This is a genomic window from Nonomuraea sp. NPDC048916, from assembly GCF_040649575.1.
Classification (GTDB): Bacteria; Actinomycetota; Actinomycetes; order Streptosporangiales; family Streptosporangiaceae; genus Nonomuraea.
On sequence record NZ_JBEZFS010000040.1, the window covers coordinates 1 to 19,870 of the forward strand.

Sequence of the window (19,870 nt, forward strand, 5' to 3'; positions counted from 1 at the left end):
AGCGCAAGCCCGGTACGCCCGGGGCGTTCTCACGGTGGATGCAGCAGAAAATGAACGCCCGGATGAACCGCAAAATCCGGCACGGCCGCGGCGGCTTCATGGGCATGGACGTGCTGATCCTGAACACGGTGGGCCGCCGAAGCGGGCAGCCGCGGGAGACGCCTGTGGCGTGGTTCGGCGACGGTGAGGACGCCTGGCTGATCGTCGCGTCGGGCGGTGGGAGCCGGCACCCGGACTGGCACGTCAACCTGATGGCGCATCCCGACCGGGCGTCGATCGAACTGCCCGGCCGCGACGCCGTGCCGGTGACGCCGCACCGGCTCGACGGCGCCGACCGTGAGCAGGCCTGGCAGCGCATCGCCGCCGCCCAGCCCCGCATCGCGAAATACCAGAGCAAATCGGAGCGCGAATACCCGGTGATCCGGCTCACCCCGCGGTGACCGCAGCGGATCTGGGGCAGTGGTCCAGCCGTGCTCGGCGTGCTGCTCACATCGCGCGTGACATGCCGGGATCGCGGCGGCTCGCGCGGTCTCAGCCGCCGGGGCCGGTGGGCTGGATCGGGGCGCCGTCGCCGTTCTCGGGAAGGTCGCCGCGCTCGACCGGGCTCGGCGGAGGAGCAGGCGTCCCCGTCCCGTCGCCGAGGGCCGGCCGGGCGCCCTCCGCGGCCTGCTTCAGCACGGCCCGGTCCACCTGCCCGGCGGGGCAGACCAGCCGGACATAATGGTCGGCACGCACCGCGACGTACTCCTGCCGGCCCTCGTGCTCGGTGTACCAGCCGTGGCCGTCCCGTTCGCACGTGCCGGCACACGTGTAGGGCCCTCGGTCGACCCGCATCTCCACCTGCCTGCCGTCAGGCGCGGTGTAGAAGGCGCCGAACCCCTCCTCGTTGACCGCGCCCACCGACTGGTCGGCCAGCTCGTATCCGGGCAGGTCCACCACGTACATCAGGTCGGGTGCCACGCCCTGCCGGGTGGCCTGGTCGATCACGGCCTGGCTCAGCGCCGAGCCGGAACCGCAGCCGGACAGCACGGTCAGCGCCAGCAGCGCGAGCAAAGGACGTGACGTCATCCTCCCAGTGTGGCGCGTGCAGACGTCGATCAGGTCACGCGCCAGATGTCGTCGGTGCGGCCTGCTCTGCCGATCGCCACAGCCGGAAAGGCCGGCGCGGGCCGATAGGGATAGGGTGGTCACCAGGTGAGCCGGGAAGCCTGGTCGGCACGTCCACTTCGCATCGAGTGAAGGATGTGCCCGTGCACCCCCGAAACCTGATGACGCCGTATCCGGGCCTGCGTCCCCGGCCATGACCGCGCATCCACTCCGCGGCGCGGCGACGCCGGTCATCGAGACCGTCCACCTCGGCAGGCGCTATCGCGACGTGCCGGCCGTCGACGACGTCACCCTGCACGTCGGGCAGGGGCAGATCTATGCCCTGCTGGGCCTCAACGGCGCCGGCAAGACGACCCTGATCCGCCTGCTGCTCGGCATGATCGCACCCACCGCCGGGACGGTGCGCGTCCTGGGCGCCGATGTCTCAGCCGGCGACCGCTCCGCCTGGGCGAAAGTGGGCTGCCTGGTGGAGGCGGCCGCCGCCTACCCCGAGCTGACCGTGCGCGAGAACCTGGATGTGGTCCGCCGGCTGCGCCGCCTGCCCGGCACCGCCGACGACATCATCGAACGGCTGGCGCTCACCCCCTACGCCGACCGCCGCGCCCGCACCCTGTCGCTCGGCAACCTGCAGCGCCTGGCCCTGGCCAAGGCCCTGCTGCACGCCCCCGGCCTGCTCATCCTCGACGAGCCCGTCAACGGCCTGGACCCCGCCGGCGTCGCCGAGATCCGCGCTCTGCTCGCCGACCTGGCCCACCAGCACGGCACCACCGTGTTCCTGTCCAGCCACCTGCTGGCCGAGGTCGCCCGCCTGGCCACCCGCATCGGCATCCTGCACGACGGCCGCTTGATCGGCGAACACGACGCCGGCGACCTGGACCGGCACCGTCGCCGCCACCTGCGCCTGGCCACCCGCGACGACGCCATCGCCCACGCGGTGCTCCGCGCCCACGGCTACCACCCCGAACCCGCCGCGCCGGCCGGCCTGCTGCTCACCGACGAGCGCGCCCTGGCCCAGCCGGAGCGGGTCGCCACCGTCCTCGTACTCGGCGGGGTGCCGCCTGCCGAGCTCCACCTGGAGGAAGAGGACCTCGAAGCCTTCTTCCTCCGCACGGTCGGACCGCGAACCGCGCCCGATGCCGACACAGAGACTGAAACACGGACTGAAACACGGGCTGAAACAGGGGCCGGGGATGCGTGAGGCGCTGTGGGCGGAGACGCTGAAGGTGCGGCGAAGCCGCCTGCCCTGGATCACCGCGCTGGCGTTCACCGTGGCCGCGCTGGTGTGCGGGATGTTCATGTTCATCCTGGCCGACCCCGCCCGCGCCCGGGCGTTCGGCCTGCTCGGCGGCAAGGCCCAGCTCTCCGGCGCCAGCGCCGACTGGCCCGGCTATCTCGCCCTGCTCGCTCAGGCCGTCGCGGTGGGCGGCCTGGGCATCTACGGGCTGATCGCCATCTGGCTGTTCGGCCGCGAGTTCAGCGACCACACCGCCACCGACCTGCTCGCCCTGCCCACTTCCCGCGCCGCCATCGTGGCCGCCAAGTTCACCGTCGCCGCGATCTGGGCGCTGCTGCTGGCCCTCCTGCTCGCCGGGCTCGGCCTGCTGATCGGCGCCTCGCTGGCCCTGCCCGGCTGGTCGGCGCCGATCGCGATCGAGGGTGCCGGACGCATCGTGGCCGCGGCCGCGCTGGCCGCGCTGACCACCACGCCGCTGGCCCTGGCCGCCAGCATCGGCCGCGGCTACCTGGCCGCCGTCGGCGTCCTGTTCGCCCTCGTGTTCGCCGCCCAGGTCATCGCGGCGCTCGGCTACGGCGTCGTCTTCCCCTGGTCGGTGCCCGGCCTGTTCGCCGGGATCGCCGGCCCCGACCAGGACCCGCCCGGCCTCGTCGGCCTTGTGCTGGTCGCGGCCACCGGCGCGGCCGGCGCCGTCACGACCGCCGTCTGGTGGAACCGCGCTGACCACACCCGATGACGCGCCGCAGCCGCGGCTGCCCACGGGAAGCGCGGCCGTCACGCCCCTCCGGGATCGCCTCGGTGGAGGCGGTGTTCTGCTTGATCGCCGCCGCTTACTCGATCATCCTTGATCATCAGGTCGTAGTTCTGCTCGATCAGCTCATCGAGGGGCCTTCGGCCGGAGTGTGAGTTCCTTCACGCGCCTCTTCACGGCGTCCTGCCGGTCGGCCCATGCGGGCTCGCGATCTATGTCAGGCCCTGGATCTGCCTGTCGTGCCGAAGATCTCGGACCAAGCCCCCTGACGATGCCTCCGCCTGCAGGCAACAGTGATCCGAGGAGGGTTTTGTCGGGACCGAACGCGATACTCCGCACATGAATCTCGTACTTTCAGGCGCCTGACGTGAATACTTTTGAGCGGTTCACCCTCCAGCCGGGCCACGAGAAGTGGCCGGGTGCGAGGATCGCTCGCGGAGAGCTCTGTGACCAGCGCTTCGCATTACCCATCGGCGTGACCGACCTCATCTTCGACCGGGCACGGCTGGTGAACGTGGACTTCACCGCGACGCGGTTCGCCGGCTTCAACGCACACGGCAGCGAGTTCGACGGATGCGACTTCTCCGGCGCCGCCTTCGATCAGCTGTTGATGGGCAGCACTGGCATCGGAGCAGAGAAGTGGGACGGTGCCACGTGGCCACAGACCGTCTTCCGCGACTGCACCTTCCGCCGCACCCGCTTCGCGGAGCGAACCTTCTTCGGCAACGTGCGGTTTGAGCGGTGCGTGTTCGACCGATCTCGGCTGCGGGAGCAGACGGCCACCTTCGAGGCCGAGTTCGTCGGCTGCGTCTTTCTCGGCCGCGTGCGGAGCATCAACTTCTGGGGCCGCCCGGCCGACCGTGACCAGGCCGTACTGGGCAGAGACCACAATGACTTCACCGGCAACGACTTCACTGCCGCCGAGCTCGACGACGTTTCCTTCCGCCACATCGATCTGCGGGTCCAGCGCTTCCCCGGCCTGCCCGGCTACGCGCTTGTCGACCGAGTCACCGAGCGGGCGAGGACGGTGCTGCCGCTGGTCGACAGTTGGCCGGACGAGCGGCACCGGGAGGAGGCCCGCTTCGCGCTGGGGTTCCTCGCCGGCACGGCCCGCGAATGGAACGACGATCAGGCCCTGGTGAGCCCGGCGCAGATGGGCCGCAAGCTGCCGCCCGCGATGCGTGAGGAACTGTTCGCCGCCTTCAGACGCACGACCAGCGATACATCCCCTGACTGAGCCGCCCCGCCTCGCGCGCCAGGTCCCGCAGGGCGGTGATGCGTTCGACCTCATACGCCTCGAGCAGCTCGTCCTCGGCATACTCGCGCAACCGCGTGTCGTCCACACCAGCCAGCGCGGCGACGACCTCCGGTGGCATCCGCTCCACCCCCGCCGCCTCGCCGTCGTCCACGACCACCTCGCTGTCGCCGAGCTCGCTGAGGTCGCGCCCGCTGAGCTCGGCGACCAGGGTGTCGAGCTCGTTGATCCACCCCTTGCAATCAACGTAAGGCAGGCGCACGGCTTCCGGCCCGTTGGACAGAGCTTGCCGGGCCAGTTGCTCGGAGTCCGCGGTGAAGTAGTCGACCAGAACGCCCATGGCCGATCACCTTATCGATCAAGCCCGGCCGCAGGGCGGTGTTGGTGAGTTCGGGAGCCACTCCGGCGGACCGGCCGGCGCAATGGCGGTCCCTGGTCGTCCTCGGCGGCTGCCGCCTATGCCGTCGACGAGGAAGACCAGAGCGGCTCCCGAACTGACCGACATGGGAGCGGTCAGAGAGACGCGGCGCGGCTCACACCGAGACCGACATCTGGCTCTCGTTTCACCGACGCAGCCGACCATGACGGCCTGGAGATCCTTGGGTCATGACGCCCGCCCGCCGAACTGCCAGTTGTGCACCTCGATGTCGGCGTACCGGTCCGGGGTCAAGGTGGCGCGTGCCGTGTCCGTGTCCGGTGCCCGGACCAGCACCGCCGTGCCCAGCCAGGTTTCGCCGTCGTCGGACAGCAGCGGCCCGTACGCGATCAGTTCGTCCTGATTGGCCGGCACGGCAAGGTCGGCGGCCTGCCCCGAACCGAGGCCGAGCACCAGATACCGGTTGCCACCGGTCCTACCGCCAGAGAAGTCCCACATGGTACGCCCCAACACGTTGCGCCACCGGCGCAGCAGCACGTCCCGGTACACGCCGGCCTGATAGTTGGGCTCGTCGAAGGCGAACGCGCGGGCAGCGGCGGGGTCGGGCAGATCGACGATATGCACGCTGCCGGTAGGCGTGTCGCCGTCACCGCCGAGGGTCGGGCCGCGAGCGATCATCTCCGCGGCGTACTGGTCCATGTAGGACCAGTGTTCTTGCAGCAACTCATGGCGTGATGCCATCGAGCCGGGCCGGTCGCGGTGGTAGCAGAAGAACTCCATGGTCCATTATCTCGATCACCATGCCCGCTCCTGATCAAGCCGGGATTCACCTACGGATATCGCCCGGCGCCGACAGCCTGGTGACCTCGGCCGTCGCTTGGGGAGGGGTTGACGTAGCGGCGCACGTTCTCGGCCTTCCCGTGACGGGACTTGGCCATGAGCGTCAGAGCCCGGGGAAAGAATTTCGCGGCAACTGTCACAAGCCCGGAAGCCGCCCTGTCTTAGCTGGCGACCGGCCGGCACGGGGGGTGCCCCGGCGAAACAGGAAGGTGTTGTCATGAAGATCGTCGTAGTCGGCGGGACCGGCCTGATCGGCTCGAAGCTGGTGGCGAAGCTGGGTGAGGACGGTCACGAAGCGGTGGCGGCGTCGCCGCGCACCGGCGTCAACACCCTCACCGGCCAAGGACTGGCCGAGGTGCTGACGGACGCGCAGGTGGTGGTCGACGTGTCGAACTCCCCGTCGTTCGAGGAAAGGGCGGTGCTGGAGTTCTTCGAGACCTCCACTCGCAACCTGCTCGCGGCGGAGGCGGCGGCCGGGGTCGGTCACCACGTCGCGATGTCGGTGGTGGGGACGGAGCGGCTGCCGGAGAACGGCTACTTCCGGGCGAAGATCGCCCAGGAGAAGCTGATCGAGAAGTCGTCGATCCCGTTCTCGCTCGTGCACGCGACCCAGTTCTTCGAGTTCGTCCGGAGCATCGCCGATGAGGCCACGGAAGGCGACACGGTGCGGATGGCGCCCGTGCTCTTCCAGCCCATCGCCGGCGATGAGGTCGCGCAGGCGGTCGGCAGAGTCTCGGTGGGCTCGCCGTTGAACGGCAGGATCGAGATCGCCGGGCCCGAGCAGTTCCGGATGGACGAGTTCTTCCGCGACGTGCTGGCCGGCTGGGGCGATCCGCGCGAGGTGGTCACCGATGTGCACGCGCGCTACTTCGGCAGCGAGGTGGGCGAGCGGACGCTGGTGCCGGGTGGCGGCGCCACCCTGGGCCGGATCCGTTACCGCGACTGGCCCGGCCGAACGGCCGCCAAGAAGTAGCGCGCCCTGGCCCGGACTTCATCACAAGGTGGCCCGCTTGTGGGCCGTCGCCTTGGACAAGGTCGGCGCCACGATGTCGCTCGAGCCGGTACAGATCAATGGCGGCCCGGCCCTGCTCATCCGGCTCAACGGGGAGATCGACGGTGTCGCGGCGGTGCGGGTCGAGAACGGCCTGGTCACTGGCCTCTACTACGTGCGCAACCCCGAGAAGCTGTCGCGTGTGGCGCGGGAGACCGCCATGAGCCGCTGACTCCGGGACTCCCTCGGAGCCGGCGAGGTGGCCCCTCCCCGAGGACACTACGGCGGCTGCTGTCGGTCAGGTGACGGATCGCGCCACCAAGGCCATGGCCTGCCGCATGGCGTTCCGTACCTCGTCGGGTCCGTCGCCGCGCTGCAGCGCGGTCAGCGCGGACGCGCTGACCGCGCCCACCATCGCGCCGACCAGGGCGGAGGCGGTGATCGTGTCGAGTCTGCCGGGGAATGCCCGCTGCAGCGCCTGGGCCAGCTCGGCCTGCGCGGTGAGGTATCGCTGCAGCAACCGGGCCTGCAACGCCGGCACCGAGGCCACCAGCCGTGCCCGAAGTGCCGCGAGCCCGCTGGGCAGGTCATGCTCCCAGGTGTTGGCGATCATGTGGTCCATCGCCCGCACCAACACCTCAGGCAGAGGTTCCTCGGCGCGGCGCTCGGCGATCGCCTGCAGTGCCAGATCGATGCGCACGTCGGTGTTGGCCAAGAGCACGTCCTCCTTGGCCTGAAAGTGGAGGAAGAAGGTGCGAGGGGACACCTCCGCGGCGTCGGCGATCTCGGCCACGGTCACGCGGTCGTAGCCCCTGTCCTCGAACAGGCGCACCGCCGCCTCGATCAGTGCCTGCCGGGTGCGCTGCTTCTTACGCTCCCGCAGTCCATGTTTCTCCACCATGCACGTCAGTTTAGTTCATCTTCCGAATTGATGCATACAATGAATAACTACAGAGACTGTAGTCGCTGAAGGGTGGTCATCATGGGAAGTCTGGACGGACGTGTCGTCCTCATCACCGGAGCAGGGCGCGGCATCGGGAGGGAGGAGGCGCTGTTCTTCGCCGCCGAGGGCGCCAAGGTCGTCGTCAACGACCCCGGTGTCGCCATCGACGGCACGGGCGGCGACGCCGGCGTGGCGGCGGAGGTCGTCGAGGAGATCGCTGCGCGCGGCGGGCAGGCCGTGGCCAACACCGACAGCGTCGCCGACTGGGACGGCGCCCGCCGCATGGTGGAGACCGCCCTGCGGTCCTTCGGCGACCTGCACGTAGTGGTCAACAACGCGACCATCGAACGGAACATGGGCCTGACCGACCTGTCGGAGGAGGACTTCGATGACGTCCTGGCCGTCAAGCTGAAGGGCACCTTCGCGGTGACGCGCTGGGCGGCCCGCCACTGGCGCGACCGGTTCTCGGCAGGCGTGCTCGCCGACCGCGCCGTCGTCAACACCTCCTCCGGCTCCGGACTGCTCAACCCGCTGCCCGCACAGGTCTCCTACGCGGCGGGCAACGCGGGGGTCGCGGCGCTGACCGTCGTGGCCGCCCTCGAGCTGGCCCGCTACGGCGTGCGGGTCAACTGCGTCTCGCCCTCGATGGCCCGCACCAGGCTCACCCTCGGCGTCCCCGGCATGAGCCAGGAACCGCCGGCGTCCCGGTTCGACCCCCTGCACCCGGCTGCCAGCGCGCCTGTTGCCGCCTACCTGGCCAGTTCAGCCTGCCCGCTCACCGGCCAGGTGCTGTCGGTGCGAGGCGGGAGGGTCGCGGTCAACCACGGCTGGTCCCTCGGCAGCCACATCCACAAGGACGGGCCATGGAGCGTGGAGGAGCTGGCCGAGAAGGTGAAAGAGCTGCCGATGGACGACCCCTTCGACAAGCTCGCCCAAGCCCTGACCGGCGCGCTCGGCACCGTGGGACGCGCCCAGCTCCAGGAAATGATCAACGCCCTGCTGGATCAGGGAGGCCAGTCCGTCACGGCCTCCGCGTGACGCGACGGCGCATGGTCGGGGTCGTCGCGCTCGTGGGCGGCGCCTTGCTCATGGTGGTGGGCACATCACTGGAGGGCATGGCTCAGCCTGCCCGCCTCAGCGCGCAGGTTTGCCCGGAAGGCGCGCACGGTTGCGGTTCTGGCAGGTCAGGGAGCAGTATCGACGGAAGATGCGGACCCGCAGACTTCAAACGCCATCCACCCAGCGGCTTGCCGTTCGCGCCCCGCGCCACGATCCCGGGCTCACCCTGGCCGACGTCAGGAGCTCGTGAGGATGACGAGTTGCCCGGTCGCTCGGGTCATGGCGACATAGCGGTCGACCGCTCCTTCGATGCCCTTGCCGAACGCCTCTGGGTCGATGAGGACGACCAGGTCGAACTCGAGCCCCTTCGACAGCTCCGGGGTCAGCGACCGGACGCGGGACGTCGTCTGGAATGTGGGATCGCCGATGACGCAGGCGATCCCGTCGGCATGTGCGGCGAGCCAGCTGTCGAGGATCGAGCTCAGATCCGAAACAGATCCGTGGACGACGGGGACGTCGCCGCTGCGGATGGAGGTCGGCACGTTGGCGTCGGGGAGCACGGCCCGGATGACCGGCTCGGCTTCCGCCATGATTTCTTCCGGCGTCCGGTAGTTGATGCTCAGGGAGGCCAGGTTGATCCGGTCGAGCCCGATCCGCTCGAGCCGTTCCTGCCACGACTCCGTGAACCCGTGCCTGGCCTGGGCACGATCCCCGACGATGGTGAAGCTCCGGGACGGGCACCGGAGCAGCAACATCTGCCACTCCGCGTCGGTCAGTTCCTGAGCCTCGTCCACGACGATGTGCGCGAACGGGCCGGCGAGCAGGTCCGGTTCGGTGCCGGGCGACGCGGATTCGTCGACCAGGGCGTCCCGTATGTCCTGTCCGCGGAGCATCGTCACCACACCTTCACCGTCGTCATCGGCCTCAAGCAGGTTGTCGACGACCCTGGCCATGCGCTCGCGTTCGGCGGCGACAGAGGCTTCACGGCGGCGCTTACGTCGCGACGCCTCCGGGTCGCCGAGCCGCTGCCGTGCTGCGTCCAGGAGCGGCAGGTCGGACACCGTCCAGGCCTGGGCGTTCTCGCGCTGCAGTTGCCGTACGTCATCAGGACTGAGCCAGGGAGCGCACAACCGCAGGTAGGCGGGCACCGACCACAGGTCTCCGACGAGGTCGGCCGCCTCGATCAGCGGCCACGCGCGGTTGACGGTCGTGAGCAGCTCCCTGTTCCGCAGCAGCGACTTGCGGAGCAGGTCAGCCGAGGCCTCGCCGTCGTGCTTGTCCACCAGGATCGTGAGCAGCTCGTCCCAGATCTGGTCGCGCGCCTCGTTGTGCGGAGTGCCGGGTTCCGGCGCTTCGAACGCCTCGGCCCAATCGTCGGCGCTCAGCCAGATGTCGGACCAGGGGGTCGTGACCGTCATCCCCTTGGTGGGCGGGTTCTCGTAGAACCTGACGGCCGGCTCGATCGCCTTCACCAGGTTCGCGGACGACTTCAGGCGGGCCACGTTCGGGTCGGCCTCGATCGCCGCCGCGGCGCCCTCGACGACGAGGTCTCGCAGGGTGCAGGTCTGCACGCCCTCCTCCCCGAGGCTGGGCAGGACGTCGGCGACGTAGGCCAGGTAGGGCTGGTGCGGCCCGACGAACAGCACGCCGCCCCGGCGGTGACCGAGGCGAGGATCGGAGTAGAGGAGGTAGGCGGAGCGGTGCAGGGCGACGACGGTCTTCCCCGTACCCGGACCGCCGTCGACGACGAGAGCACCCCGGGATCCCGCGCGGATGATGGCGTCCTGGTCGGCCTGGATGGTGCCGAGCACGTCTCGCATCCGTCCCGACCGGTTGCCGCCCAGGCTGGCGATGAAGGCGGACTGGTCGTCGAGCGCGGCGTGCCCTTCGAACCCGTCCGGGGTGAACACCTCGTCCCAGTAGTCGCTGATCCGGCCGCGGGTCCAGCGATACCTGCGGCGGCTTGCCAGACCCATCGGGTTGGCGTGGGTGGCTCCGAAGAACGGCTCGGCCGCGGGGGAGCGCCAGTCGAGCAGCAGCCGGCGACCCGCGCTGTCCGTGAGGCCAAGTCGTCCGACGTACACGGGCTCGAGGTTGTCTGCGCTGACCATGTGCCCGAGGCACAGGTCCAAACCGAAACGACGCAGGGCGCGCAGGCGAGCGGTCAGCCGGTGGACCTCCAGGTCCCGGTCCATCGCCTGCCGGCCTATGCCACCGGGCGCCTTGCGCTCGGCATCGAGGCGGTCGGACAGGTCGGCGATCGACTGCTCAAGGCTCTCCGCGATGGCCGCGAAGTGCTGCTCATCGCCGGCGATCAGCGTCGGGCCGGCCTTGGGGGAGAGGTGGTCGGGAAGGTCAAACGCGCTGGTAGTCAGCGGGTTCACGTCGTAAGCTCCGATCTGAGGTCGCTTGCGGCCATTGCGCATGGCAAGGCGTCTGGACCGACGTGACGAACCTGGTGGCCATGACGGGCAGCGCTCCGCCTGACGTGGATCCCGTGGCCGTTGTCGGTTCAGGTCGCCAGGGTTCGCAGGTTCGCGTGTTCTGGGTCCTGGCTCGACGATCCCGCGTGGTTCACGCGGACACGGGCGGCCTTTCTCGGCTGACCGCGTCGAGCAGCAGCTTCGCGGCCACCATCGTCCCATCTGTGCGGATCGTGGCGGCCACGGCGGTCGCTCGTGCGCGGGTCTCGGGGGTCAGGGCCGTTTCGAGCGCGGCTGACAGGGACTCGAAGGTCGGAGTCGGACCGTCATGTGCCGCGCCGATGCCCAGGTCGGCCACCCGGCCGGCCCAGTAGGGCTGATCCGCCGCCTGGGGTACCACCACCTGGGGCGCGCCGGCCCGGGTGGCCGTCGTCGTCGTGCCCGCGCCGCCGTGGTGCACGACGGCGGCCACCCGGCCGAACAGTGCCTGCTGGTTGACCTCGCCGACGACGAAGCAGTCGTCCCGGTCGTCGATCAGGGCCAGGTCGGCCCAGCCGCGGGCGACCAGCGCGCGGCGGCCCTGCGCTCGGATCGCCTCGATGGCCACCTGGGCGGCGTCCGTCGACGCGCGCATGGGCATGCTGCCGAAGCCCACGTACACCGGTGGTGCGCCGGCGTCCAGGAACGTCACCAACTCGGCCGGGAGCGGGCGAACGTCGGGCAGGATCCACGCGCCGGTCTGCACGACGTCGAGGCCCGGCGTCTCCCGCCACGGGTCCAGAGTCGGGTCCGTCGCCAGCCACGGCCGGTCGCCGATGACGTAGTCGCGAACGTTGACCACCGGGGGCAGGCCGATGGCCGCCCGGTTGGTGTTGAGCGCCTCACCGAACAGCGCGTTGATGCTCTGGGCGTCCAGGTCCCACAGCGTCCGGTTGTCGGTCACGTCCGGCGGGAACGGCCGGCCCTGATACGCCAGCGGCGCGTGGTGCGGCGACGGCAGGGTGAGCTGCTGGAAGGTCACGGACACGGAGCGGATGCCCAGTCTCTCGGCCACCGACCGCGCGCCGGCCGCGGCCGGCATCACGCCGGTCGCCACCAGCACGTCACAGCCCTCGGCCGCCGCGGTGACCGCGTCGAACTGGCCGGCGATCAACTCGGCCGCGCGCCGGGGCAGGTCCGCCGGCGACGGCGGCGGCGCCGCGGTCGTCAGCGCGCGCGCCGACGGGCCGAAGGGCACCATCGGCACGCCGACACCGGCCAACCGCTGCGCGAAGTCCTCGTCCGGCGGCGCGCACACCCGCACCTCCGCGCCGAGTTCCCGCAACCGCACCGCGAGCCCGACCAACGGCTCGACGTCCCCGCGCGACCCGTACGTCGACAACAACACCCGCATTTCGCATCCCCCGTTTTCGCAGGCTCTGGCCTCGGCTGACGATTCTGCGGCACGACCCGGGTCTTGCCGCAAGCCCCCCGGTGCGCTATAGGTTGAAAGTGGAAAGGAGCGGATACCCCCCTTTCCCCTCATCTCCGCTGCGGACGGACAACGCTCGAGCCTGCCCGCCATAGCGGCGAGGTTCTCCTTCAGCCTCTGGGCCGTGGCCGGCACTGTCCCGGAAGCCGTCGGGTCACCCGCGGCGCAGCCGGGCCGCTTGTTCGGCGAGATGGTCCCGCGCGGCGGTGCTACCCGCCCGGGCCGCCGCCCGCCATCCAGCGGGATCTGCACCGAGGCGAGACGGGGCTGGTGCTGGTCAGCTCCGCCTATGGCCTGGCGTTCGGTGGGCCGCTGTTGCTCGGCGGGCGGCTGGCGGACTCGCTGGGGCGTAGACGGGGGTTCGTCATCGGGCATGGTCGAAAGGGCGCACTGCCGACAGGACCAGCACGAAGACCGCGAGCGGTGCCTGGCCGTGGGCCTGCGAGGGCCTGGAAGACCAGCGTCTGCCGCTGGGCGGCGGCGAGGGTGCCGCCCAGCGGCGCGAACCGGATCCTGCGGCTCTTCCGATAAGGGCGGGCCAGCAACACCGCGCCGGGCGCTATGGCGTCGCCGGTCATGCATGTAAATAAACTTTGACACGATGTCCGGGGTGTTTTACATTGGTTGATGTCAGCTTTGTTTTACATGAGGAGCGGGCATGGCCTTCGAGGAAAAGCGCGCCTGGGTGATGATCGTGGTCTCCGTCGGCGCGTACACGATCTACGTGGTGACCATCCTGGGCCGGGTCGGCGACGGCCCGCTCGCCGACGTCGCCTACGCGGGAACTCTGCTGTGGACCATCGGTGGCGCCATCGTCGCCGCGATCGTGGCCCACATCGCGATGGCTATCGCGGGCGGCCACGGCGCCGACCGCACTGACGAGCGCGACCGTGAGATCAACCAGGTCAGTGAGCGCATCGGGCAGTCGATCGTCGTCATCGGCGCGCTCGCCGCACTGGTCATGGCCATCGCCGAGTTGCGCTACTTCTGGATCGCCAACGCCGTCTATCTGGCGTTCGTGCTGTCCTCGGGGCTCAGCTCGTTTGCCAAGATCATGGCGTACCGCAAGGGCGGCTTCCAGACGTGGTGAAGCCGACGCGGGTCACCAACGCGATCCGGGCCCTGCGGTTCGCGCACGGCGAGATGACCCAGGCCGAGCTGGCCGACCGGGTCGGCGTCACTCGCCAGACCATCATCGCGATCGAACAGGGTCGCTACTCCCCCTCGCTGGAGATGGCGTTCCGCATCGCCCGGGTGTTCCGGGTCGGACTCGACGACGTCTTCCAGTACCCCGACACCGAAGGAGACTTCTCATGAGGGCGATCGTCCAGGAGGAGTACGGCCCGCCGCACGTGCTGAGCCTCGGCGAGGTCCCGATGCCGACGCCCGGTGCCGACGATGTGCTGATCCGGGTGCACGCGGCCGGCGTCGACTACGGCGTGTGGCACGTCATGACCGGGCTGCCGCTCATCGGCCGCCTCGGCTTCGGCCTGCGCCGGCCCCGCAACCGCGTGCCGGGCATGGACGTGGCCGGCGTCGTGGAGTCCGTCGGCGCCAACGTGACCGCGTTTCGCCCCGGCGATGAGGTGTACGGCGCGGCGACCGGCGCGTACGCGCAGTTCGCGCTCGCCCGCCCGGGCAAGCTCGCCCGCAAGCCCGCCAACTTGAGCTTCACCGAAGCGGCGGCCGTACCCGTGTCAGGGGTGACCGCGTTGCGGGCCGTCGGCCAGGTCACCGCCGGCGAGAAGGTGCTGGTCATCGGCGCCGGCGGCGGAGTGGGCAGCTTCGCGACGCAACTCGCGGTCGCCGGCGGCGCCCAGGTCACCGCCGTGTGCAGCACAGCCAAGGCCGACCTTGTCCGGTCGCTGGGCGCCCGGGCCGTCATCGACTACACGCGCGAGCCGCTCACCGGGACGTACGATCTGATCATCGACATCGCGGGCATCCGGCCGCTGGCCTTGTTGCGCGGGCTGCTCACCGAGCGCGGCCGGCTCGTCATCGTCGGCGGCGAGGGCGGCGGTCGGTGGTTCGGCGGGCTCGGCCGGCTGCTGGCCGTCCGGCTGATCATCCCGTTCACGCGCCAGCGCCTGGACGCGCTGATCGCGCTGACCCGCACCGCCGACCTGGACGCGCTGCGCGACCTCATCGAGGCCGGGGCCGTGCGACCGGCCGTCGGGCGCACGTACTCCCTGGCGGAGGCCTCCACCGCGGTGGGTGACCTGGCGGCGGGCAACGCGCCCGGAAAGCTCGTCATCACGGTTGAGTGACCCCGGGGCGCCGGGATCGATGTCCTGCGGCGAGTCTTGGCAGAGAGGTGCATCCGATGACGGTCGACAGCCCCGAGGTGACTGCCGATAGTTGGTCGCGAGGGCGCCGGGAACGCACCGGTTGGTAACCCTGCCCGCGTCGGCTCGCTATCGCCACTGGCCGTTCCGTTGTCGATCAAGCCCCGCGACCTCGGCACTCAACCGAGGTCACCGGCCCGTCGCGTGCTGCTTGGGGGCAATCCAGGGGTGAGCATGAACGAGGTGCCGGACTCGGTGACCTGCGTGGGGCGCAGTGGCCGCCACCCGCCGTCGAGCTTGGCCAGCTTGGCCTCGATATCGACGTCGATCATGCCGAAGAAGTTGATGTTCTCGCTGTGGCCGGGCGCGACGAACGACAAGAGCTCGTCGGGGACGTCGCGGCCTTGAGCGCGCAGCGCGGCGATCGCCTTGGAGTAGTACTCGGTCTCCAGCAGATCACCGAGTTGGTCAGCAGGGTCAGGCACCAGGCCTGCTCGGTCTGGCCTTGCAGGTGGGGGCGGACGATGGTGCCCTGCTGGGCGTAGTGCAGGTCCCGGCGCAGCGCGTGCAGGGACTCGCCCTTGTTGAGGAACTCCAGCTTCTCCACGCTCAGCTTCACCGACGACGACGTCGCGTCCGTCGCCGGCCGCGTCAGCCATGTCAGCCGTGCCATCCCCACCGCCGGGTCGGGCACCAGCAGAGCGTCCAGGTCGCCGCACATCTGCCCAGTCAGCAGATGGTCGTTCGCAGCCCCGTGAGCCCGAGCCAGTCTGCTGGGCTGGCCCGTCGAGTGGGGCCGCTATCGGTGAATGACACGGGAATGAGGCCTCTTCAGAGGTGGTGAGTAGCGCGCCGAGCGGCGTCTTGTTGTGTCGTTCCGCCTGGCCCTCTCCAGCCGGATACAGTACCCGGGTTGGGCATAAGGCGGCACACGTGTGCCTGATGCGCCACGCGGGCGCTCATGCGGGGCGGGCGGCCGAACCCCCCGATGGCACGGAAGCGGCGGGGGCGGCGCGGGCGAGCAGGTCGTGAATGAGGGCGACCACCTCGTCGGGGGCGAACTCCATGGCGTTCTCGCCGACGCTGACCTCGAAGGCGCAACGGCCGGGATCGGACGCGGAGCGTACCCTCCCCCAGAGCTGGATGCCGTGCTCGGCGAGGATCGCCTGGCCGGCCCGCTCGACGGCGCGCCGGTCGGCGGGCAGGTGGATGTGGAACAGCGGGGTCTGCGGTGGGTCGGGGCAGGCGCGGGCGGCGCCGTCGGCGTTGATCGCGGCCGCGATGGCGATGGCGTGCTCGCGGTAGGCGGGCATCTGCTCGGCCAGGGTGTCGAGGTGGACCAGCGCGGCCAGGGCGAGCGGCCAGGCGTCGCGGATGCCGCCGCCGAGCCGTTGCCGCCACACTCTTGCCACCTCCACGGTGGCCGCATCGGAGGCGAGTACGGCGCCGCGCACACCCTGCAGGCTCTTGTAGAGGGAGACGTAGACGGTGTCGAACAGGGCGGCGATCTCGTCGAACGGCCGCCGGTAGTAGCTCTGGGCCTCCCACAGCCGGGCGCCGTCCAGGTGCGCGGCCGCGCCGGTGGCGCGCACCAGCGCGACCTGCTCGCACAGATCGTCCCATGCGGGCAGCAGGCCGCCGATGTCGCGCTGCGGCAGTTCCCACACGACCGCCGCCAGCGGCTCGCCGATCGCCGCCAGGTCTGCGGCCGTCATCAGCTCGTGCAGGTCGCCGGTGCGGCGCATCCGCAGGGCGTGGACGGCGTTGTAGCCCTGCTCCTCCCACACGTCCAGATGCGATTGCGGGTGGGCGGCGAACGTGCGCCGGCCGCGCCGGTCGGCGTGCACGCGCAATGCGGTCTGCTGGGCCATCGTGCCGCTGGGGAAGAACAGCGCGCTTTCCTTGCCGAGCAGCTCGGCCAGCCGCCGCTCCAGCACCGCGACGGGCCCTTCGGGGCCGTCGGCCGGGGTGCTGTCATCCACCAGGGCCAGCATCTGCTCCAGCATCACGCGTGGCCTGCGCCGGATCGGCGCGTGCAGGAACAGGGACCGCCGTACCGGCGGGCTGGTGTCAGGCATGAAAAACTCCTTCGTTATTGCGACCGATGCGCAACAATAGAGAGAACCTTACGGGGGTTGGGTATATCGGGAAACTGCTGGTCCGGTGGATTTGGCGATGGGCCGGTGGTGAGCGGAGCGACGGTTCAGGAAGATCAGGGCAACGTGGGGCGGAGGGAGTCATCCGTGTTCGGCGTGCTGCCCATGGTCGGTGACCTGGGCGTCGAACCAGGCGTGCAGCGCCTTGATCAGGGCCGGGTCGGAGGTGGTGTAGGTGATCTGGGCGCCGGCGGGAGCCTGCGCGTAGCGGATGTCGATCCGGTCATGGCCCGCCTCGAGTTCGCGCAGGCCGGGCATCTGGCCGCCGTGAATGGACGCGGGGTCGCCGTAGTCGCCCTTGCTGAAGCCCACGGCCTCCTCGGTCAGGTGCCGGCGGATGAGCGTGACCTGCCGGGCGTCGGCGGGGTCGTTAGAGGTGACGGTCTGCAGGCCGCCGGTGGCCGTCTTGGTGAAGCGGTGCGTGGTGCGTTCCAGGTCGAACGGCATCACCTGCCGGCTCTTGGCCGCGACCTCGGCCTGGCGGGCGGCCAGCGCCTGAGCCTCGCTCTGGCCGTTCTGGCCGCCCAGCGTGTACCCGGCCAAGGCGGCGGCGATCACCGCCAGGCTGGCCGGCAGCAGCGGGATGCGTCGCTTCTTAAGGATCATCTGTTGCCTCCGTGAGGATTTCCAGGGCGTGCAGGACACCGGCGCGTTCCCTTTCTGGGACACGGTCCAAAATCGCGGAAAAGCGGGCCGCCCTGGCCTTGGCCAGTTGCGTGGCGGCGTTGATTCCGGCGGGAGTGAGCTGGACCAGCACGCCGCGCCCGTCGTCCGGGGCCGGGGTGCGCTCGGCCCAGCCCCGGTTGACGAGCTGGCCGACCAGGCGGCTCGTGGTGCTCTTCTCCAGGCGCAGCCGCTGGGTCAGCTCGCTTTGCCGCAGCGCGCCATCCCTGGCCAGCTCACCCAGCGCGTGCGCCTCCGATACCGGTATCGGCCGCCCGCAAGGGGTCTGGTCAGGCTGATGGAGGCCGAAGGCCCGGATGAACCGGCCCACGGCTTCCTGAAGTTCACCCTCATCCGCCATGGTTCGACCCTACAACCATCTCGTTGTGCGATACAACCAGATGGCGGCGGCTGCGCGTCGATCCCCCAAGCGGAGCGGTTTGGAGGGTTCGCGCAAGGCTTGAACCGAAGGCGGGTGACCGAACTGGGCCCGGCAGCCGGCCACCGTGCCGACCCCGCTCCCGGGCCGCCGCCTGTCCCTCCAGCGACTTCCCCCGGACGTACTCCCGCTCGGACTCGGCCATCCCGGCGAAGATGGCGAACAGGGCGGCTCCGTGCCCGGACGGGTCATAGACGCCTTGCAGCGGGCCGGTCAGCAACTCCAGCTCGATGTCGTGACGACGCAGGTCCTCGGCGACGGTGAGCAGCTCGGCGGCGCCGCGGCTCAGACGCTTCGTCTCGTGCACGGTAAAGATCACCCGCTGGTGCTGCACGGCACTCTTGATGGTGCGCGCGTACTCCATCGCCTTGGCGAACTCCAGTCGCACCTTTACCCGCGTGCTGATCTTTTCAGAGGAGATCGGGTCGCAGCCCGCCTCGCGCAGCGCGTCGAGCCGGCTTTGCAGCTCCTGCTGAACTGTGCTGCACCGGGCATACCCCACCCGAATCGGCTTGGCCACGGCCGCCAGCTCCGCAGGAGCGTTCTAGCGTTTTGACACCTCCCATAGGTAACCGCTATCTATTGGCTAACCGTTAGGGGGATGGAGTGCAGGACGCAGTGCTGGCGATGCTCGCCAAGGAGCCGTCGCACGGGTACCACTTGCACGCTCGGCTGCGGCGCAGTCTTGGCCCGCTGGGCGAGTCGATGAATCGCGGTCAGATCTATGTGACGTTGGCCCGGTTGGAGCGAGCGGGGCTCGTTGTCGGTGAGCGGGCGGACGGCCTGCCCGAGCGGCCGGAGCGCAAGGTCTACGCGCTGACGTCGGCCGGGCAGCAGCGGGTGGCCGCCTGGCTGGCCGAGGTGGGCTGGCCGAAACCGGACCTGGCGGAGTTTCATCTCAAGCTCGCCGCTGCTGCCGCGGCCCGGCTGGCCGACCCGGTGGAGCTGGTGGTGGCGCAGCGCCGTGAGTTGCTGCGCCGCTTGCGTGAGGCGCAGCAGGCGGCGCTGGCCGAGCCGGCGGGGTCGGGCGCCGGCCTGCTGCTGGAAGGGGTTGTGCTGCGGTTGCAGGCGGACCTGCGCTGGCTGGATGCCTGTGAGCGGGCCTGGTCCAAGGTCGATGACGAAGTTGAGGGTCGATGAACGTGTCAAGTGCCGCGGTCCGGGCCTGCGGCCTGAAGAAGACGCATGGTCAGGGGCAGAGCCGGGTCCGCGCGGTGGACGAGGTCGATCTGGAGGTGCCTCAGGGACAGATGCTGGCGGTGATGGGTCCCAGTGGCTGCGGGAAATCCACTCTGCTGCACCTGCTGGGGGGACTGGAGCGGCCTACCGATGGAGAGGTGTGGGTGGCCGGGCGGCGCATCGACACGCTGAGCGAGCGGGCTCTGGCGCGCATGCGGCGCCGGTCGGTGGGGTTCGTCTTCCAGGCCTTCCATCTGGTGGAGGAGTTGTCGGCGGCCGAGAACGTGGAGTTGCCCGCGCTGCTGGCCGGGCGCTCGCGCCGCCAGGCCAGGCGGCGCGCGAGCCTGCTGCTGGAACGGGTCGGGCTCGCCGACCGCGCCCGGCACCTGCCGTCGCAACTGTCGGGCGGTCAACGCCAGCGGGTCGCCATCGCCCGCGCGCTGGCCAACGACCCGCTGGTCGTCCTGGCCGACGAGCCGACCGGCAACCTCGACACCGCGGCGACCCTCGATGTACTGAGGATCTTCGAGGAACTGCGTTCGGCGGGACAGACCTTCGTGATCGTCACGCATGACGAGCGGGTGGCGGCCACGGCGGACCGGCTGGTCTCGATGCGCGACGGGATGTTCGTCGACGACACCCGGCTGGCCGGCTCCCACCCGCGCGGGCTCGGCGGGCTGATCGGGCTGGAGGGCTGA

The 19,870-nt window shown here is 70.3% G+C and carries 23 protein-coding genes and 1 pseudogene; 12 read left to right on the forward strand and 12 right to left on the reverse strand.

Annotated features, from left to right (window positions below; all coding sequences use genetic code 11):
• On the forward strand, positions 1–440 hold a 440-nt coding region (locus tag AB0C16_RS32450; protein WP_357688550.1), incomplete at its 5' end, for a nitroreductase family deazaflavin-dependent oxidoreductase.
• Positions 441–531: 91 nt separating this feature from the next.
• Here AB0C16_RS32450 and AB0C16_RS32455 read toward each other — a convergent pair.
• A complete protein-coding gene (locus AB0C16_RS32455) occupies positions 532–1,068 on the reverse strand; it encodes a hypothetical protein (protein WP_357688552.1) in 537 nt (178 codons plus the stop codon).
• A 232-nt stretch (positions 1,069–1,300) separates the two neighbouring features.
• Here AB0C16_RS32455 and AB0C16_RS32460 point away from each other — a divergent pair, with 232 nt between their 5' ends.
• From AB0C16_RS32460 to AB0C16_RS32470, 3 genes are all read left to right on the forward strand, one after another.
• On the forward strand, positions 1,301–2,305 hold the full coding sequence (locus AB0C16_RS32460; protein WP_357688554.1) for an ABC transporter ATP-binding protein: 1,005 nt from the start codon (positions 1,301–1,303) through the stop codon (positions 2,303–2,305).
• The gene (locus AB0C16_RS32465) at positions 2,298–3,077 is read left to right on the forward strand and encodes an ABC transporter permease (RefSeq protein WP_357688556.1); all 780 of its coding nucleotides are present in this window, start codon (positions 2,298–2,300) and stop codon (positions 3,075–3,077) included. The genes AB0C16_RS32460 and AB0C16_RS32465 overlap by 8 nt, the downstream gene beginning before the upstream one ends.
• A gap of 490 nt (positions 3,078–3,567) precedes the next feature.
• The gene (locus AB0C16_RS32470) at positions 3,568–4,329 is read left to right on the forward strand and encodes a pentapeptide repeat-containing protein (protein WP_357688558.1); all 762 of its coding nucleotides are present in this window, start codon (positions 3,568–3,570) and stop codon (positions 4,327–4,329) included.
• Here AB0C16_RS32470 and AB0C16_RS32475 read toward each other — a convergent pair.
• Both AB0C16_RS32475 and AB0C16_RS32480 read right to left on the reverse strand, forming a co-directional pair.
• On the reverse strand, positions 4,295–4,687 hold the full coding sequence (locus tag AB0C16_RS32475) for a hypothetical protein (RefSeq protein ID WP_357688560.1): 393 nt from the start codon (positions 4,685–4,687) through the stop codon (positions 4,295–4,297). The genes AB0C16_RS32470 and AB0C16_RS32475 overlap by 35 nt on opposite strands.
• Positions 4,688–4,951: 264 nt before the next feature.
• Entirely contained in the window at positions 4,952–5,503 is a 552-nt protein-coding gene (locus AB0C16_RS32480) for a YciI family protein (protein WP_357688562.1), read from the reverse strand.
• Between the two features lie 277 nt (positions 5,504–5,780).
• On the opposite strand from AB0C16_RS32480, the gene AB0C16_RS32485 reads away from it, so the two are divergent.
• Positions 5,781–6,536, forward strand: a complete 756-nt coding sequence (locus tag AB0C16_RS32485; RefSeq protein ID WP_357688564.1) for an SDR family oxidoreductase — start codon at positions 5,781–5,783, stop codon at positions 6,534–6,536.
• 37 nt (positions 6,537–6,573) lie between these two features.
• Positions 6,574–6,786 (forward strand): hypothetical protein, encoded by a 213-nt coding sequence (locus tag AB0C16_RS32490; protein WP_357688566.1) that lies wholly within the window; start codon positions 6,574–6,576, stop codon positions 6,784–6,786.
• 66 nt (positions 6,787–6,852) lie between these two features.
• Here the strand turns inward: AB0C16_RS32490 and AB0C16_RS32495 are convergent, their stop codons facing one another.
• The gene (locus tag AB0C16_RS32495; protein ID WP_357688568.1) at positions 6,853–7,455 is read right to left on the reverse strand and encodes a helix-turn-helix domain-containing protein; all 603 of its coding nucleotides are present in this window, start codon (positions 7,453–7,455) and stop codon (positions 6,853–6,855) included.
• An 81-nt stretch (positions 7,456–7,536) separates the two neighbouring features.
• Between AB0C16_RS32495 and AB0C16_RS32500 the strand changes: the two genes are divergently transcribed.
• On the forward strand, positions 7,537–8,535 hold the full coding sequence (locus AB0C16_RS32500) for an SDR family NAD(P)-dependent oxidoreductase (protein ID WP_357688570.1): 999 nt from the start codon (positions 7,537–7,539) through the stop codon (positions 8,533–8,535).
• A 257-nt stretch (positions 8,536–8,792) separates the two neighbouring features.
• Here the strand turns inward: AB0C16_RS32500 and helR are convergent, their stop codons facing one another.
• Complete coding sequence (helR, locus tag AB0C16_RS32505) at positions 8,793–10,940, reverse strand: RNA polymerase recycling motor ATPase HelR (RefSeq protein WP_357688572.1); 2,148 nt, start codon at positions 10,938–10,940, stop codon at positions 8,793–8,795.
• 190 nt (positions 10,941–11,130) lie between these two features.
• Positions 11,131–12,372, reverse strand: coding sequence for a glycosyltransferase (locus AB0C16_RS32510; protein ID WP_357688574.1), 1,242 nt, complete (start codon positions 12,370–12,372; stop codon positions 11,131–11,133).
• Between the two features lie 736 nt (positions 12,373–13,108).
• Between AB0C16_RS32510 and AB0C16_RS32515 the strand changes: the two genes are divergently transcribed.
• From AB0C16_RS32515 to AB0C16_RS32525, 3 genes are read left to right on the forward strand one after another with little or no spacing between them, the layout of a single operon-like run.
• Positions 13,109–13,540, forward strand: a complete 432-nt coding sequence (locus AB0C16_RS32515) for a hypothetical protein (RefSeq protein ID WP_357688576.1) — start codon at positions 13,109–13,111, stop codon at positions 13,538–13,540.
• Positions 13,541–13,563: 23 nt separating this feature from the next.
• Positions 13,564–13,767, forward strand: a complete 204-nt coding sequence (locus AB0C16_RS32520; RefSeq protein WP_357688695.1) for a helix-turn-helix transcriptional regulator — start codon at positions 13,564–13,566, stop codon at positions 13,765–13,767.
• Positions 13,764–14,717, forward strand: coding sequence for an NAD(P)-dependent alcohol dehydrogenase (locus tag AB0C16_RS32525; RefSeq protein WP_357688578.1), 954 nt, complete (start codon positions 13,764–13,766; stop codon positions 14,715–14,717). Before AB0C16_RS32520 ends, AB0C16_RS32525 begins: the two co-directional genes overlap by 4 nt.
• Before the next feature lie 197 nt (positions 14,718–14,914).
• On the opposite strand, the gene AB0C16_RS32530 is transcribed toward AB0C16_RS32525, so the two are convergent.
• The 6 genes and pseudogenes from AB0C16_RS32530 to AB0C16_RS32555 form a co-directional block, all read right to left on the reverse strand.
• Positions 14,915–15,220, reverse strand: a complete 306-nt coding sequence (locus tag AB0C16_RS32530) for a hypothetical protein (RefSeq protein WP_357688697.1) — start codon at positions 15,218–15,220, stop codon at positions 14,915–14,917.
• A 23-nt stretch (positions 15,221–15,243) separates the two neighbouring features.
• A pseudogene (locus tag AB0C16_RS32535) lies at positions 15,244–15,456 on the reverse strand (hypothetical protein); the annotation flags it as partial.
• 238 nt (positions 15,457–15,694) lie between these two features.
• Positions 15,695–16,813, reverse strand: a complete 1,119-nt coding sequence (locus AB0C16_RS32540) for a beta-eliminating lyase-related protein (RefSeq protein ID WP_357688580.1) — start codon at positions 16,811–16,813, stop codon at positions 15,695–15,697.
• Between the two features lie 159 nt (positions 16,814–16,972).
• Positions 16,973–17,497 (reverse strand): hypothetical protein, encoded by a 525-nt coding sequence (locus AB0C16_RS32545; RefSeq protein WP_357688582.1) that lies wholly within the window; start codon positions 17,495–17,497, stop codon positions 16,973–16,975.
• Positions 17,487–17,915 carry a MarR family transcriptional regulator gene (locus tag AB0C16_RS32550; RefSeq protein WP_357688584.1) on the reverse strand — a complete coding sequence of 143 codons (429 nt, stop codon included), beginning with the start codon at positions 17,913–17,915 and terminating at the stop codon, positions 17,487–17,489. Before AB0C16_RS32550 ends, AB0C16_RS32545 begins: the two co-directional genes overlap by 11 nt.
• Positions 17,905–18,513, reverse strand: a complete 609-nt coding sequence (locus AB0C16_RS32555; RefSeq protein ID WP_357688586.1) for a recombinase family protein — start codon at positions 18,511–18,513, stop codon at positions 17,905–17,907. The genes AB0C16_RS32550 and AB0C16_RS32555 overlap by 11 nt, the downstream gene beginning before the upstream one ends.
• A gap of 86 nt (positions 18,514–18,599) precedes the next feature.
• Between AB0C16_RS32555 and AB0C16_RS32560 the strand changes: the two genes are divergently transcribed.
• Both AB0C16_RS32560 and AB0C16_RS32565 read left to right on the forward strand, forming a co-directional pair.
• The gene (locus AB0C16_RS32560; protein ID WP_357688588.1) at positions 18,600–19,133 is read left to right on the forward strand and encodes a PadR family transcriptional regulator; all 534 of its coding nucleotides are present in this window, start codon (positions 18,600–18,602) and stop codon (positions 19,131–19,133) included.
• Entirely contained in the window at positions 19,130–19,870 is a 741-nt protein-coding gene (locus tag AB0C16_RS32565) for an ABC transporter ATP-binding protein (protein ID WP_357688590.1), read from the forward strand. Before AB0C16_RS32560 ends, AB0C16_RS32565 begins: the two co-directional genes overlap by 4 nt.